At 47.9% G+C, this 15,005-nt stretch carries 12 protein-coding genes; 5 read left to right on the plus strand and 7 right to left on the minus strand.

Features of this window, described 5'->3' with window-relative positions; genetic code table 11:
• Window positions 1-121: 121 nt before the first annotated feature.
• Both NXS99_RS00415 and NXS99_RS00420 read right to left on the minus strand, forming a co-directional pair.
• Window positions 122-1,150, minus strand: coding sequence for an ATP-dependent 6-phosphofructokinase (locus NXS99_RS00415; RefSeq protein WP_259286694.1), 1,029 nt, complete (start codon window positions 1,148-1,150; stop codon window positions 122-124).
• Between the two features lie 76 nt (window positions 1,151-1,226).
• Window positions 1,227-2,669, minus strand: a complete 1,443-nt coding sequence (locus NXS99_RS00420) for an MFS transporter (RefSeq protein WP_259286695.1) — start codon at window positions 2,667-2,669, stop codon at window positions 1,227-1,229.
• Window positions 2,670-3,067: 398 nt separating this feature from the next.
• On the opposite strand from NXS99_RS00420, the gene NXS99_RS00425 reads away from it, so the two are divergent.
• The gene (locus NXS99_RS00425) at window positions 3,068-3,391 is read left to right on the plus strand and encodes a hypothetical protein (RefSeq protein ID WP_259286696.1); all 324 of its coding nucleotides are present in this window, start codon (window positions 3,068-3,070) and stop codon (window positions 3,389-3,391) included.
• A 243-nt stretch (window positions 3,392-3,634) separates the two neighbouring features.
• On the opposite strand, the gene gatA is transcribed toward NXS99_RS00425, so the two are convergent.
• Both gatA and gatC read right to left on the minus strand, forming a co-directional pair.
• On the minus strand, window positions 3,635-5,134 hold the full coding sequence (gene gatA / locus NXS99_RS00430; RefSeq protein ID WP_259286697.1) for an Asp-tRNA(Asn)/Glu-tRNA(Gln) amidotransferase subunit GatA: 1,500 nt from the start codon (window positions 5,132-5,134) through the stop codon (window positions 3,635-3,637).
• Window positions 5,135-5,137: 3 nt separating this feature from the next.
• On the minus strand, window positions 5,138-5,431 hold the full coding sequence (gene gatC / locus NXS99_RS00435) for an Asp-tRNA(Asn)/Glu-tRNA(Gln) amidotransferase subunit GatC (protein WP_259286698.1): 294 nt from the start codon (window positions 5,429-5,431) through the stop codon (window positions 5,138-5,140).
• 779 nt (window positions 5,432-6,210) lie between these two features.
• Between gatC and NXS99_RS00440 the strand changes: the two genes are divergently transcribed.
• Window positions 6,211-6,873: an amino acid-binding ACT domain protein gene (locus NXS99_RS00440; RefSeq protein ID WP_259286699.1), complete on the plus strand. Its 663-nt coding sequence runs from the start codon at window positions 6,211-6,213 to the stop codon at window positions 6,871-6,873.
• Between the two features lie 214 nt (window positions 6,874-7,087).
• On the opposite strand, the gene ligA is transcribed toward NXS99_RS00440, so the two are convergent.
• The gene (gene ligA / locus NXS99_RS00445; RefSeq protein WP_259286700.1) at window positions 7,088-9,136 is read right to left on the minus strand and encodes an NAD-dependent DNA ligase LigA; all 2,049 of its coding nucleotides are present in this window, start codon (window positions 9,134-9,136) and stop codon (window positions 7,088-7,090) included.
• A gap of 229 nt (window positions 9,137-9,365) precedes the next feature.
• Between ligA and NXS99_RS00450 the strand changes: the two genes are divergently transcribed.
• Window positions 9,366-10,079: a 3'-5' exonuclease gene (locus tag NXS99_RS00450; protein WP_259286701.1), complete on the plus strand. Its 714-nt coding sequence runs from the start codon at window positions 9,366-9,368 to the stop codon at window positions 10,077-10,079.
• A gap of 219 nt (window positions 10,080-10,298) precedes the next feature.
• Here the strand turns inward: NXS99_RS00450 and NXS99_RS00455 are convergent, their stop codons facing one another.
• Both NXS99_RS00455 and mnmA read right to left on the minus strand, forming a co-directional pair.
• A complete protein-coding gene (locus tag NXS99_RS00455; protein ID WP_259286702.1) occupies window positions 10,299-11,291 on the minus strand; it encodes a hypothetical protein in 993 nt (330 codons plus the stop codon).
• Window positions 11,291-12,385, minus strand: coding sequence for a tRNA 2-thiouridine(34) synthase MnmA (gene mnmA, locus NXS99_RS00460; protein WP_259286703.1), 1,095 nt, complete (start codon window positions 12,383-12,385; stop codon window positions 11,291-11,293). The genes NXS99_RS00455 and mnmA overlap by 1 nt, the downstream gene beginning before the upstream one ends.
• 168 nt (window positions 12,386-12,553) lie before the next feature.
• Between mnmA and NXS99_RS00465 the strand changes: the two genes are divergently transcribed.
• Together NXS99_RS00465 and NXS99_RS00470 are read left to right on the plus strand one after the other, a co-directional pair.
• On the plus strand, window positions 12,554-13,432 hold the full coding sequence (locus NXS99_RS00465; RefSeq protein WP_259286704.1) for a spermidine synthase: 879 nt from the start codon (window positions 12,554-12,556) through the stop codon (window positions 13,430-13,432).
• 133 nt (window positions 13,433-13,565) lie between these two features.
• Complete coding sequence (locus NXS99_RS00470; protein ID WP_259286705.1) at window positions 13,566-14,981, plus strand: alpha/beta hydrolase family protein; 1,416 nt, start codon at window positions 13,566-13,568, stop codon at window positions 14,979-14,981.
• Window positions 14,982-15,005 lie beyond the last annotated feature (24 nt).

Genomic DNA, 15,005 nt, shown 5'->3' on the forward strand with positions numbered 1-15,005 from the left:
CGTGATACAGCACAACCACCTTGAGTGCCGTAATTCCCGATCAAAAGATTGGAAATCAGCACCTACGCTCAAGGTGGTTGTAGATCTTAGGTTCAGAAACTATTCGAGTTATTACAGTGAATTATCCGAACAGTGACTGTGCAGTACGGTAGCGTGACAACGAAACCGTCTTCAGCTGTCCAACAGCCTCTTCAAGGTCCATAAGTTCAATGTGTTCGCCACGCAGTGCAACACACTTACCGAAATTATCAGTATGGCAGGCACGTGCAGCATGCACACCATAGCGGGTTGCAAGCACGCGGTCGAAAGAAGTTGGAGTGCCACCACGTTGAATATGACCCAATACAGAGGTACGAACGTCATGGCCTAAGCGCTTTTTAATTTCATCGCCAATAACTTGTCCGATACCTGTGAAGGTTTGGTGTCCGAATTGGTCAACTTCGCCTTCGGCAAAGTCCATGGTGCCAGGCTTTGGCAATGCACCTTCAGCAACCACGATAATGCCGTACTTCTCGCCCATCTGGAATCGACGTTCCATGGCTTTACAAATCTCGGCAATATCGAATGGTGCTTCTGGAATCACGATGTAGTGGGCACCACCAGCCATACCGGCATGTAGTGCAATCCAACCAACATGGCGACCCATAACTTCCACAATCATCACGCGGTTGTGTGATTCAGCAGTAGTATGCAGACGGTCAATTGCATCAGTTGCAACCGAGACAGCTGTGTCGAAACCGAATGTGTAGTCGGTGCCATTGACGTCATTATCAATGGTCTTTGGCACGCCAACGACTGGAATACCATTATCAGAGAGCCATTTTGCGCCCTTGAGGGTACCTTCACCACCGATTGGAATCAGAGCGTCAATACCGGCATCTTCAAGGTTAGCTTTGATTTGGTCCAAACCATTTTTAAAACGATCTGGGTGTAAACGGCCCGTACCTAGGATAGTACCGCCACGTAGCAAGATACGGTCGATGCTCTCGTCGTCATATAACTGGACACGACGATCTTCCATCAAGCCGACCCACCCATCTTGGTAGCCAACGACGGTAGATCCGTACTCAGTTGCGGTACGCACGATACCACGGATAACAGCATTCAGTCCGGGGCAGTCGCCGCCGGAGGTCAGAGTAGCAATTCGCATGTAACTTATCCTAGTCCAAGTTGGCAGAAATGTCCGATCGGGGAAAATGAGCATTTCTATGCTGAGCTGGCAATACTTATTTTTGTGAGTTTTCTCGCATAAACTGATGCTCGGTAAACCGAGTCACCGCAACTAAACCAAAAATCAAAGCGATACCGGCCACAATGAGCGACATTCCCATTGCCGTTGTCACTGGTAAACCAATCAAAAGACCATGTTGCATCGCAGCCCCAACTACTGCTGTACCAAGCACGGATCCTAACTGACGTGCAGCCGCATATACACCACTGGCAGCACCAATATCAGTCATTGGCATATCTCGTAGACTGGTTGCAGAGTTTGGCGACCACACGAATCCATTACCAAACCCGAGTAATATCACTGGCACAATAATCCACCAGTAGCTGATACCTTCACGCATCACGCCAACTAAGAAGAATGTGGCAACGACCATCGCGCTAAATCCGATCGTCGATAAGATTCGTGGCGCGAGTTTATCGGATAATCGTCCAACAAAAGGAGCTAGCACTCCAGCGATAATTGCCATTGGTGTTAAGAATAAACCGGCTTGTTGCGGGTTGAGCCCATGACCTTGCTGCAAAAAGATCATCATGGGTAAAAACAGGCTTGCAACTGCAAAGCTCATGGTTGCAATTGAAAATGTGCCCAGTGAAAAATTCCGATGGCGAAAAATATTCAATGGCACCAGTGGTTCTTCGCCTTTGGCATGCAATTGAGCTTGATGCTTGAAGAATATGCCGGTTGCTACAATGCCGCAGCCAAATACTGACCACAGCCACCATGGCCATTGCAATTCTGGGCCTTGCTGAATAGCAAAGACAAGTGCGGACATTGCCACAATTGAGATCCATACACCTGTCAGATCCAACGATCGCACCATATGTGGCATACGTGGCACCCACAGAAAAACCAACGCAATGGATAGTAACCCCAGTGGCACATTAATAAAGAAAATCCAGCGCCAACCTGCATGGTGTACCAGGACAGCACCAAGAATAGGACCAACTAAGGTTGCTAAACCTGCAACAGCTCCCCACACACCCATTGCAGCACCGCGGCGTTCGCGAACAAAAATGCGGTTAATCACGCTCATCGGCTGCGGGGATAAAATCGCAGCACCTAAGCCTTGCAATGCACGAGCAGCAATTAAATATTCAATGCTTGGAGCAAGCCCACATAATAAAGAACTCACCACAAACAGTACCATGCCAGCGATATAAACATTTCGCTGCCCGAATCGGTCTCCGAGACGTCCAGTGACTAATAGCGGCACTGCGAAAAACAGTAAATAGATACTTGTAATCCACACCACTTGATTCAGTGATGCCTGCAATTGGATTTGAAATTGCACAGTGGCAACAGCAACGACGGTTTGATCTAACAAGATCATAAAAAATCCAATGCACAACGTTGCCAATGCGCGCCATGCCTGTGACTCAGGAATCATCGCAGGCGCGTTGATTGGTGCTTGAGTATGCTGTCTATCTTGGTTCGTCACTGAAACGATAGTACACCTTTGCAGATGCATGGTTATTATCAATGAGTTTCATCTGACTCTCGGTTGCATGCCAGTTCTATATGCCTAAGCCTGAGGCTATTGCAATCTTTTGATCTAGGTGAATCCCATCCATCCCCTGCCTTTCAAAAAAAAGAACTCACGACCGCCTGCCATTGCTTTTGATACATTCATTGTTCTCGTGCATGAGCGTGCTGCATATTCAAACGCCTGTGGGTAAATAGGCACATACCGTAATATATGCCGTGACACACTTTTACCATCACAACTTCTTTTGAGCATGCACACAATTAAAACAACCTCGAGTTATACATGTGCTAATTGGGGATATTTTGCATTACCGCTCCCATAACAACAATTTTTAGCGTAGCCTTGTGTCCATGAATTGTTCTTTAAAAAAAGCTGACAAGGTCAGCACTGCTTCTGTTGTGATTACTGGTTTAGTTGGCGGTTGGTTAACGGCTCGGGAAACTGGTGTTCGTCCAATTGGTGGCGTCATTTTAGGTGCTGCTGGCATCTGGGCAGCTCGTTCCTGGTATGCCAAGGGTGGAATCCCATTGGCTGCTGGTCTTACTGCAACCTATGTTGGCGCGTTTGGCTTGTCGCACCCATTGGCTAAAAAGATTGGTCCTTGGCCTGCTGTCGCAGTTGTAACCTCTGTTGCTTCTGGCGCTGCTTGCCTGCTTTCTGACCTGCGCGACTAATTCCGTAGATCACACGAAATTACAAAACCTGTACGTTTTATTCACAAACGTGCAGGTTTTTGCATCCGTTGCATCGCCGTTTATCCGCCACATCGCATGCACGCGATACTATGCCATCGCGAACATTTCAACGCAGAGATTCACGCGTGAACGGGCGCGTCGTAAAGCAGCATCGGAAAAAGTAAAACTTCCCTGCCTTGCACCTTTGGGAACAAAACAAGGAAGTTTATATTGACAAATGTTTTAGCCGCGCTGACCAGCTTCGAACGCTGCGCCTACACGGTACAAACGATCATCGGCAAACGCTGGTGCCATGATTTGCAAACCGACTGGCAAATTCGTGTCACTTGCCAATCCTGCAGGCAGTGACATACCACAAAGACCAGCAAGGTTCAGCGGCAAGGTGCACAGATCGAAGTTGTACATTGCCAACGGATCGGACACCTTTTCGCCAAGCTTGAAGGCAGTTGTTGGAGTCGTTGGGGAAACCAAGACATCACACTGTTCATAAGCCTTTGCGAAATCTTGTGCAATCAAGGTTCGTACACGCTGGGCTTGCAGGTAATAAGCGTCGTAGTAGCCAACAGACAACGCATAGGTGCCCAAGATAATACGACGCTTGACCTCAGGGCCGAAGCCAGCCGCACGGGTCATTGCCATAACTTCTTCAGCTGAATGCGTGCCGTCATCACCAACACGCAAGCCATATCGCATGCCATCGAAACGTGCCAGGTTTGAAGAAACCTCACATGGCAGAATCAAGTAGTATGCTGCCAACGCATCATCAAAGTGCGGGCAATCAACTTCAACAACTTCTGCACCTTGAGATTGCAGCTGTGCCACAGCCTTGTGGAATTGCTCAAGCACGCCTGGCTGGTAGCCTTCACGGTCGAATTGCTTGACGACGCCCACCTTTACCCCGCGGAGTTCACCATTGGCACCTTCACGTGCAGCTGCAACCACTGGCGCTACTGGACGGTTCACGCTGGTTGCATCGAAATGATCGTGTCCAGCAATAACTTCATGCAGCAAAGCGGTATCAAGAACAGTACGCGCAGTTGGGCCACCTTGATCCAATGAGGATGCACACGCAACCAAGCCATAACGAGAAACCGTGCCATAGGTTGGCTTCACGCCGACAGTGTTGGTGAGTGCAGCAGGCTGACGAATCGAACCGCCGGTATCGGTACCAATGGCAAGTGGTGCTTCACCAGATGCCAAGGCAGCCGAAGAACCACCACCAGAGCCACCTGCAGTGCGCTCCAAATCCCATGGGTTACGGGTTGGGCCATATGCAGAGTTTTCTGTGGATGAGCCCATTGCGAACTCGTCCATATTGGTTTTACCCAAAATTGGAATGCCTGCTTCGCGGATCTTGCGGGTAACTGTCGCATCATATGGCGACATATAGCCTTCCAAGATCTTCGAAGCACAGGTAGTAGGAGCATCGGTTGTGGTAAAGACGTCTTTTAATGCCAATGGCACGCCTGCCAACGGTGACGCTGGGGCTTCACCTTTGTCTAAGCTTTCATCAACTTGACGAGCAGCAGCAAGTGCATTCTCGGCACCAACATGTAAGAAGGCATGCAGCTCGGTATCAATTGCAGCAATACGATCCAAGTGTGCTTGCGTAACTTCAACTGAGCTTACTTCGCGAGCATGAATTTTTGCAGCAAGTTCAGCTGCAGTCATGCTGGTAAGTTCAGGAGCTTCTTGCGCACCAACCAGATATTTATTTGTCATGGTTTATTCTCCCAAAATCTGTGGAACAACAAAGCGTTGTTCAGCTACTGCAGGTGCTTGATCCAAAGCCTGCTCAGCGGTCAAGGTCTTTTCTTCGACGTCTTCTCGCATCGTAGTTTGAATTGCATGCGGATGGCTCATTGCTACTACGCCTTCGGTGGCAACTTTCTGCACAGCCGAAACATTGCGAATAATTCCGTCAATCTGCTCAGCAAATTGATCGAGTTCAGCATCGGTAAATGTTAAGCGTGCAAGCTTAGCCAAGTGGGCGACCTCGTCGCGCGAAATTTCAGGCACTTTCGTCGTATCCTTAAAGTGAAGTCGGTTCAGGTGTTCTAACTGTCTTACTTTAGCAAGATTGGTAAACATTCGAGGGATAAACATTGCAAGTCCATCACTGTTGCGTATTGTACAGCCAAAATCTTTGCAAATTATCTACATCTCACAATCTACATGCACACATACTTGCCAGGTATATGACATAGCACGTCGATTACTAGCTGCTACGAGGTGACATACCCCAACCAGATGCCGATACGTCTCAACTGACTCACGTTTATAGGTTCCCATGACATACTTCTCCAACAACCAACGCAAGCGACATAGTGTTGCCATCCTTACGTCAGCACTTCATAGTCAATTGCTCATATGTAAGTGAATAAAATTATTTAGTTTGGGTCAACCTATAAATAGGTATATATTATTCCATTTTTATTACTTGACTAGTGTGCAACATATCCTATTTTTAGGTAAAAATGACCGCATCCACCCTTTCAAAATACCCCGTTCACAGCAGGTTATTTATTAAATATTCACGCTCGCAACTGCAACAATAGCACTCAAAATCTATGCCACTTATGAGTAGCCTCGCATTTCCATCGCTTCAAAGAGGTGAAATACTACAGACTGCATAATATCGAAAACGTGAAAATTATACCTACTATGAGTAATATATAGGCTGCAGGAAAAATCCAGTGCCGATAAAATCAGTGACACATACGAGACTTGTAGTTGAGTGTGTCACTTCTCACCCACCATCACACCTTATGTGATTGACCGAAAGGATGTGACTTCCGATGGCGTTTCTCCTTCGTGTCCTCCTCCCTGATACCCCTGGTAGTCTTGGCAGACTGGCGGACGCAATTGGCGGAATTGGTGCAGATATCCGTTCCGTTGATGTTGTCCAAACTTTTACCGATGGTACGGTTATGGACGACATGGTGGTTTCGATTCCCAAAGGTGTAATGGTTGATTCATTACTCACCGCAGCACAGACCATTGACGGCGTCCTGGTAGATTCTGTGCGACCATTTTCCGGCACGGTTGATCGTCGTGGCCAAATCGAAATGTTGGCAAAAGTCGCTGGCGCTTCATCAAATTCTGATGCCATCGCCAAGCTCATCGACACCATTCCATATACACTGACATCTACTTGGGCAATTTTATTGCGCACTGATGTACCGGTGCAACGTGTAACTGCCTCAGATGCAGCCCCTGCAGATGATGGATCACACCCAGCAGCACTCGATATTGATGCCGCACGAATTCTATCGCCAGAAAACGATGCATGGTTGCCTGAGTCGTGGACAATTTTAGATTCTTCCTTGGCAGCAGCACCGCTTGGGAAAACAGGCATGGTGTTGATTCTTGGACGCGTTGGCGGTCCTGATTATTTACCGAGCGAAGTTGATCACTTGGGACACTTCGGTACGGTTTTATCCAGGATGCTACGCGACTAATCAGCCGGCAAGGAGCTACGCGCTGTCTAAGGCCTGCTCACTGGCAGTGACGCACCAAGGTTATCGAATTTCACCAGCGATCGAGCAACTCTCCTGCCAATAATGTTCACTACAAAACTCGTAATCCTCTTCTCAACATGTGGGCCATACTTTCCCTCGAAAAGTGTGGCCCACATGCGTATATCAAGCTGAACTTACTTCACACGCTAACGTGTTACTCCCAGCTACCAGTTTCTAAAAGTTTCGTAAATTCGGCTTCTTGTATGATGACCAAGCCTAATTCTCGTGCTTTAGCTTCTTTTGAACCGGCTTGTGCGCCAACAACAACCACATCGGTCTTCTTTGACACAGATCCAGATGCTTTACCGCCGCGTGCCACAATCGCCTCTTTGGCAGCATCACGGGAATAATGCTCCAACGTGCCTGTAACCACCACAGTTTTGCCCGCCAAGGTTTGTTCAAGTTGCTCAGTTGGAACTTCTTCCATCGTGACACCACTTGCAGCCCAGGTTTGCACAATATTGCGATGCCAATCCACGCTAAACCATTGCTTAAAGCTTTCAGCAATAACCAGCCCCACGCCTTCAGTTTCTGCAATATCAGCAATATCAGCAGCCATTGCGGCTTCTAAACTTTGATATCGTTTCGCCAGCGCACGTGCTGCAATTGGACCAACATGACGAATCGAAAGTGCCACAATCACTCGCCATAAATCAGTCTGCTTTGCACGTTGCAGATTCTGAAGCAACTTGCTGCCAGTACGATTCAAGGTACCTTTTTTCGTGGTATAGACCGAGGTCTTAAGCAAATCTTCTTCGGTGAGATTAAATAACTCAGCTTCGTCGACAAGCACACCTGAGGAAATTAAATCAATAGCAGCTTTTTCACCCAAAGCCTCAATATCAAATGCACCACGACCTGCGATATAACTTAGTCGAGCAGCTAATTGTGCAGCACACGAACGCGTATTTGGGCAGCGCCAATCGGCATCATCTTCTTTTTGCGGCGCGAGTATCGAACCACACGATGGACATTCTTTTGGAAATACGAATGCCCGTTCTGTACCATCGCGCAGTTCCGCAACCGGGCCAAGAACTTCCGGAATAATCTCACCAGCTTTGCGCACCACCACTGTATCGCCAATGAGCACGCCTTTGCGCTTGACCTCAGTTTGGTTGTGCAAGGTAGCCATTTCTACCGTCGTACCTGCAACATACACTGGTTCCATCACTGCATACGGAGTCACTCGACCAGTTCGACCCACTCCGACTTGAATATCCAACAGTTTCGTCGTGACTTCTTCTGGTGGGTACTTATACGCAATCGCCCAGCGCGGTGCGCGTGACGTTGCCCCATATGCTTTCTGTGCACTTCGATGATCGACTTTAATAACCAACCCATCGGTCTCAAATGGTGGCTCAGCGCGATGCTTTTCCCAATGTTGCACCTGAGTATGAACATTTTCCGCAGAATCGACCACTGTATTATATGGCGACACTGGTAATCCCCAAGCCTGGAGTGCTTCATAGGCTTGCGATTGAGAAACGGCCTCAAATCCTTCGCTATAGCCAATACCATGACACAAGATCTGCAATCGACGCTTGGCTACGGCAGCTACATCTTTTTGTCGTAATGACCCCGAAGCAGCATTTCGTGGATTGGCAAAAGGCTTTCCACCTTCTAATTGGCGTTGTTCATTGACCAAGCTGAAATCTTCCACAGCAATGAACACCTCACCACGAATTTCAATCACAGGTGGAATTGGATGATCATGACTGTGTTGGAGCTCAATCGGAATGCCGTGAATAACTTTGGCATTTTCGGTCACATCTTCACCAATGACGCCGCTACCACGAGTAGCTGCCCGTTCTAACACACCATTGCGATACACCAACGACAACGAGACACCATCAATTTTCAACTCAGTGAGATATTGCTCAGCTGGAGTTTTTTCCAACCATTCAGCCAGCTCTTGTCCGCTAAACACGTTGTCCAAACTCAACATTTTTTCCAAATGTTCCACATTGGCAAAACTCGATTGTCCCATCGGTATACCAACAACCTGAGTTGGACTTTCTGGTTGCACCAAATCAGGATATTGTGCTTCGAGATGCCGTAGTTGGAGCATCAACTGATCGAATTCTGCATCACTGATGACTGGCATAGCGTTGTAGTACAGATCATTATGGTGTCGGATCTGCGCAACAAGTTCCTGCCAAGTTTTCGAAGGTTCGCGATCATAAGACTCCGGCGTCGTGTTCATAGATTCACAGCTTAGTCAATAGGGTGAACTTCAAGCTATCTCAACGCACATTTACCCTGTTTCAGCACTCTCGCACACTGTTATGCCAACTTATCGTCACAAAGCAGAACTTGTTCCGCTGTGCTGCTTCTCGACGAACATAGTCAAATTTTCTTTACTACATGCGATTATCTTGAGTGCTTGCACACGTTTTCGCCGAATGGAAAAACAAAATACTACTGTTAGAGCTATGACTTCTTCTCCAGAGATCTACCAAGAATCTTTTAACCCATTGCGTGTGTTGAGCTTTGACTTAGAAACTACTTCTGTCAACCCTTTTGAGGCACGCATTGTTACCTCTGCATTAGTGCGGATTGATAGTTCAGGATCACATCCACATGAGATCATGGCTGATCCTGGTGTGGAGATTCCACTCGAAGCTCAAGAAGTTCACGGAATTACCACTGAGTACGCACGTGAACATGGCAGGCCACATGAAGATGTGTTAGCTGAAACCATTGAAACTATTCGTACTGCGTGGAAACAAGGTTATACCTTAGTTGTTTATAACGCTGCTTATGATCTCACGGTACTGCACCAACTAGACCCGAGTTTCTTGGTGGAAGGTCCGGTATACGATCCATATGTCATCGACAAAATTCTCGATCGCTACCGTAAAGGAAAACGCACATTAACCGCACTTTCTGAGCATTACGCGGTCAAACTTGAACAAGCGCATAATGCCTCTGCCGATGCCTTAGCCGCAGCTCGAATTGCATGGAAGCAAGCAACACACACATTCCATAGCACCATTAACCAGCTCACGCTTGCTGAACTTATGGAACGCCAAGCAGTTGGCTACTACGAGGTGCAAGCAGGATTCCGCAGCCATTTGCAACAAGCAGGACGTGCAGATAACGCTGCTACAGTCAATACTTCGTGGCCAATGCAAACCCAACGCTAACCTGTGCACTCGTATGTGATAACTAAGAATGAAGTGCTGCTTGAGTTCCCAGCTTCAGGTACATCTTGACATGCACTGATGTAACGTTCGCATCTGCCCGCATTCCCCAAAAACTATCGGCACGACATTGTTCATCTAAAAGTTTCAAACAACTGTACTTCTGCAGCTGCACTTCAACCAGCCATAGTGGCATCGGAAGTTTCTGGCTGTGATGTGCCGCTATAAATCTCCTGCGTCTCGTTCCAGAATCTCGCCAATAACTCTGGCACAGCCTAAAGCATGGGCTGCTTGAAGCAGACTGCCACCTGCCAAGGTTCGAGTGGTGGTGACATGTAGATTCTGGTGAACGTGCTGCCGAGATAAACCGATGAGATCATAATGCTGGATAATTTCGCGCGCTAATGCTCGTGGACGGTTTCGATCACCATCAACAAAATCGCCAAGTGCGGCTGCCGCCCATGAAAGTCCCACACCAGATTCAACTAAAGCACCGAGAGTATCCAATACTGCTACTGACTGCTGTGATTGTACTGCCACGGTGGTATATGCAGGTTGGGCAATCGATGCTGCCAAAAGATGCGCATTGCGTTCACCGCTGAGTACAACTGTTGCAGTGTCAATCTCGCGAATCAAGGTATGCAGCTTTTCGCCAATATTTTGCACAGGAATCGCCGCGATCGTATCAAATTGGCTGGTCCCTTGCACCGTTCCAGCAATCAGATGTGCTAATGCAGGTTCGTACAAATCGAGTACAACTTCACCGCCAAATCGCTTGCGCAGATACTGACAATGCTCTCGCATACTGCCTGCAATAATTTCAAAAATATCGTTCCGCGCACCATTATCAGTCACTGCTCGATGCCCAGATTGTAATTCTAAAGCAGTTGCGATGGACCACGGACCGTGCATACTGATACACACAGAGAGATTCGAGCTTCCCCACAGTTGCTCATACACGTCGAGATCACGTTCATAGACATCCCACATGCGCCGGCTGATCAGTTGCGGACGAGTCGAGATTCGCCAGCTTCGTGGTCCTTGTTCAACTGCAAGATCTGGAATCATGCGCAATGAGGCTGCATAGGCATCGTCGAGAAGCCCACGTGCAGGCAAATGCGCGATAGTGCGAAGATTGCCAGTTTCACTGGCAATCACATCCGCAGCAGCCACAAGGTCTTGACCTGGCAGACTGCCAGATAAATAGGCAACCATTAGGCGGTTCCGATGATAGTTCCTGAACCTGCCACGATATCGCCTGCAGCATCTGGCAGATAAATAACTGCTGCCTGACCACGAGCAACACCATATAACGGTGTTGCTAATACAATTTCCATCCGATCAGATGCTTGATCAACAGTAACCTGACATGGAACGGCTTCACCGTGGGCGCGTACTTGGACTTCAGCGGCAAAACTTGCCTGCATCGCTGGGTGTAAATATTTTAAGCGGTCAGCTTCAATGCGGTGTACGTCAAGATCTTCTCTCGATCCAACGGTTACCGTCCCTGATGCAGCATCAATATCTGTGACATATCGCGGCCGGCCATCAGCAGCTGGTTGCTTAATATCAAGCCCTTTGCGTTGCCCGATCGTATAATTCCAGGCACCATCATGTTCTTTGAGCACAGTACCTTTGGTATCGACAATCATGCCCGGGCGCAATCCAATGCGTTTGCCCAAAAAGGCTTGAGTATTACCGTCTGGGATAAAACAAATATCATAAGAATCAGGTTTCGTTGCCACAGAAAATCCCATCTCTGCAGCTTCTTTCCGAATCTCTGGCTTGAGTGTATCCCCCACTGGGAACATGCAATGAGCAATTTCATGTGCCCCCAACACACCAAGCACATAGGATTGGTCTTTTTCAGGATCAATACCGCGGCGCAAATACCCATCGCCACCATCGGCAACCTGGGTTAATTGCGCATAGTGCCCTGTTACAACCGCGTCGAAACCAAGTGCAATGCCGCGTTCGAGCAAGGCTTCGAATTTAATTTTTTCATTACACCGTAGGCACGGATTTGGGGTTTCTCCGCGCGCGTAGGAATCCACGAAATCATCAATGACATCTGCTTGAAAACGATCCGAAAAATCCCACACATAAAATGGGATTCCAAGTTTGTCGCATACCCGGCGCGCGTCGGCTGAGTCTTCTAAGGAACAGCAGCCACGGGAAGACTCGCGCACGGACTGTGGATCACGACTTAACGCAAGGTGCACGCCAATAACTTCGTGTCCGGCAGCGACAGCGCGTGCTGCTGCGACGGCGGAATCAACGCCACCACTCATTGCTGCAAGTACTCTCACGATTCAACCCTTACCTATTTCTGGCTTATTCTCGAAACTTTCATTCTAAACCTATTGTGGTAATTGCGCATGTTCGCATTTTCCACTATTTGTTGATGTACGGCTCAGACAACGATCAACAGCAGTATTGCCGGCTGCTCTGACATTTTGCAAGGAGTGCTGATTGCTGTGGGACGCAAACGTGGCCGGATTCGTGGTGCGGATCAACCAACTGATGCTCATGGTCCACTCGCAGGTATTTATCCTTCTTCAACGGGAAACGTAGAGCTGCGCATTGACCCTTTTCAAGCCCATAGTTATGAGGTGTATGTCAATGGGGTTCCCTCGAGCCATATTTCAGCAGATCCATTGGAGCTAGCCTATGAATATATGCGCTGGATTACAGTAGGTGCGAATACTTATATTGATCAACATCTTGATCCGACTAAGCTTCGCATCACGCATTTAGGTGGTGGCGCATGCACCTTGGCGCGCTACATGGTGGCAAAATATCCACATTCACGCAATACAGTTGTAGAACTTGATGCTGAATTAGCAACATTGGTGCGTCGTTGGTTTGATTTACCACGTGCTCCGCAGTTAAAAATTCGTGTTGGGGATGCTCGTACAGTTACAGACAGTTTTGTGCCACACAGTCGCGATATTGTGATTCGTGATGTTTTTGCCGGAGCTGTTACGCCAGCGAATCTCACGACTGTTGAGTTTTGTCGTCAGGTTGCCACAAGTTTGTCTGAGCATGGTCTCTATATTGCCAATTGTGGAGATCATTCTGATTTACAATTGGCGAAAAATGAATTAGCGACAATGGCTGAGGTATTTCCGTATTTGGCGGTTATTGCCGATCCGCCGATGCTCAAAGGTCGTCGCTATGGCAATATCATTTTGTTCGGAGCGAAATCACAACTGCCGGTCGATGCATATGCTGCAGCGTGTACTCGAGCATTACTGCATGGCGCTGTGCCAGCTCACTACAAAGATGATATGTGGGTGCGTCGTTTTGCAAGCTCTGGTCGCGTGCTTTTCGACGCCGATTGCTCACCTTCCTAATTACATCATCACATCTTCATGCGCATTACTGCTTGTTTTCTGCGATTCCGATCGCACCTTAACAGTCTTTGGTACGCTAGCTATTAATATTCAATCAACGAGCACATTGGTGTAGAAGGATTTGAAGACGAATATGCGCAAACATTTAACTGGAGTTGTCATTGCTGCGTGTGCTGCAAGTTGTACACTGGCATATCCATTGGTGGTAGCTGTGGAAGCAGAACATACAACCACTTCACCAACGATGCCGACCACCACTGCTGCTGCAACGACAACCGCAAATCAGACCGCTGCAGCATCATCAGTACAGTTATCTGATTCGCTCGAACCAAGCACTGCACTACCATCAACAAGCACGGTCTCAAGTACTCCCTCATCAACTGATGCTATTACGCTTCATGCAGAGCCAGCGCCAATGGCAACTGCAGCTGGAGCAGTACCACAATCAGTGATTCGTCGAGTGTTACCTGCTGATCGGGAGCAAACAGTTCAATTTAATGACACGCTATGGCGCAATTATGTGGATACGACAAATGCCTATCATGGCGATGATCGTATTCAAGAGTATTGGGCGACTTCTCCTGCGATGAATAATCGTGAAATTCCATTAGTGGTCATTCGTGCTCGTGATGAAAATCGTCCAACCCTGTATTTACTCAATGGTGCAGGTGGTGGCGAAGAAACTGTCACCTGGCCGACGAATACTTCCGTTTTGGATTTTTATTGGAAGAAGAATATTAACGTTGTGATTCCAATGCGTGGTGCATATTCCTATTATGTGGACTGGTTGGAAGAGCCACCTGGAACTGGTAAGTATTTGAAAGGCCCTCAAAAGTGGGAAACCTTCTTAACCAGGGAATTACCGCAAGTATTAGAAACTGAAATTTTGCATGCTGATACTTCCAAACGCGGCATTGTTGGTTTGAGTATGTCAGCTACTTCCTCATTGCTGTTGGCTGAGCGCAATGGTGATTTTTATTCGGTTGTCGGTTCGTATTCAGGGTGTGCTTCGACAAGCCGGTTGCTCCCGTCAATGTTTGCAAAACTGACTGTCGAGCGTGACGATGCTACTCCTGCGATGATATGGGGTCCGCTAGGTTCTGAGACGAATCTGGCTCATGATGCTCTCGTGCAAGCTGAGGGGTTGCGTGGCAAGACTGTATATATTTCCAACGGTTCGGGTTTTGTTGGTGATACCGAGATGTATTCGGCTTTGTTGAATGGTAATCGTCAATCTTCAGAGGCGTTTGACAGTTCGAGCAATGTACTAATTGGAGGTGGCGCAATTGAGGCTGCCACGAATTCTTGCACGCATGATTTGCAGGTGAAATTGGCGCGTCTGGATATTCCGGCCACCTTTAATTTCCGGAATCATGGCGTGCATACCTGGCAATATTGGGAACAGGATATGAAGGATTCTTGGCCAGTGTATGCCAAAGGTTTTGGTATTGCCGATGAGCAGCCAACGATTGGCTCGCGCGCAGCCGAAACTCCGCTAGTAGTGCCAGAAGAAAAACTGCACCAACTGCCTTACGAAACGCAACAGTAATTTCAACTATTGGCGTGCAAGTGT

The sequence above is a fragment of the Corynebacterium sp. HS2168-gen11 genome (assembly GCF_024834075.1).
Lineage (GTDB): Bacteria > Actinomycetota > Actinomycetes > Mycobacteriales > Mycobacteriaceae > Corynebacterium.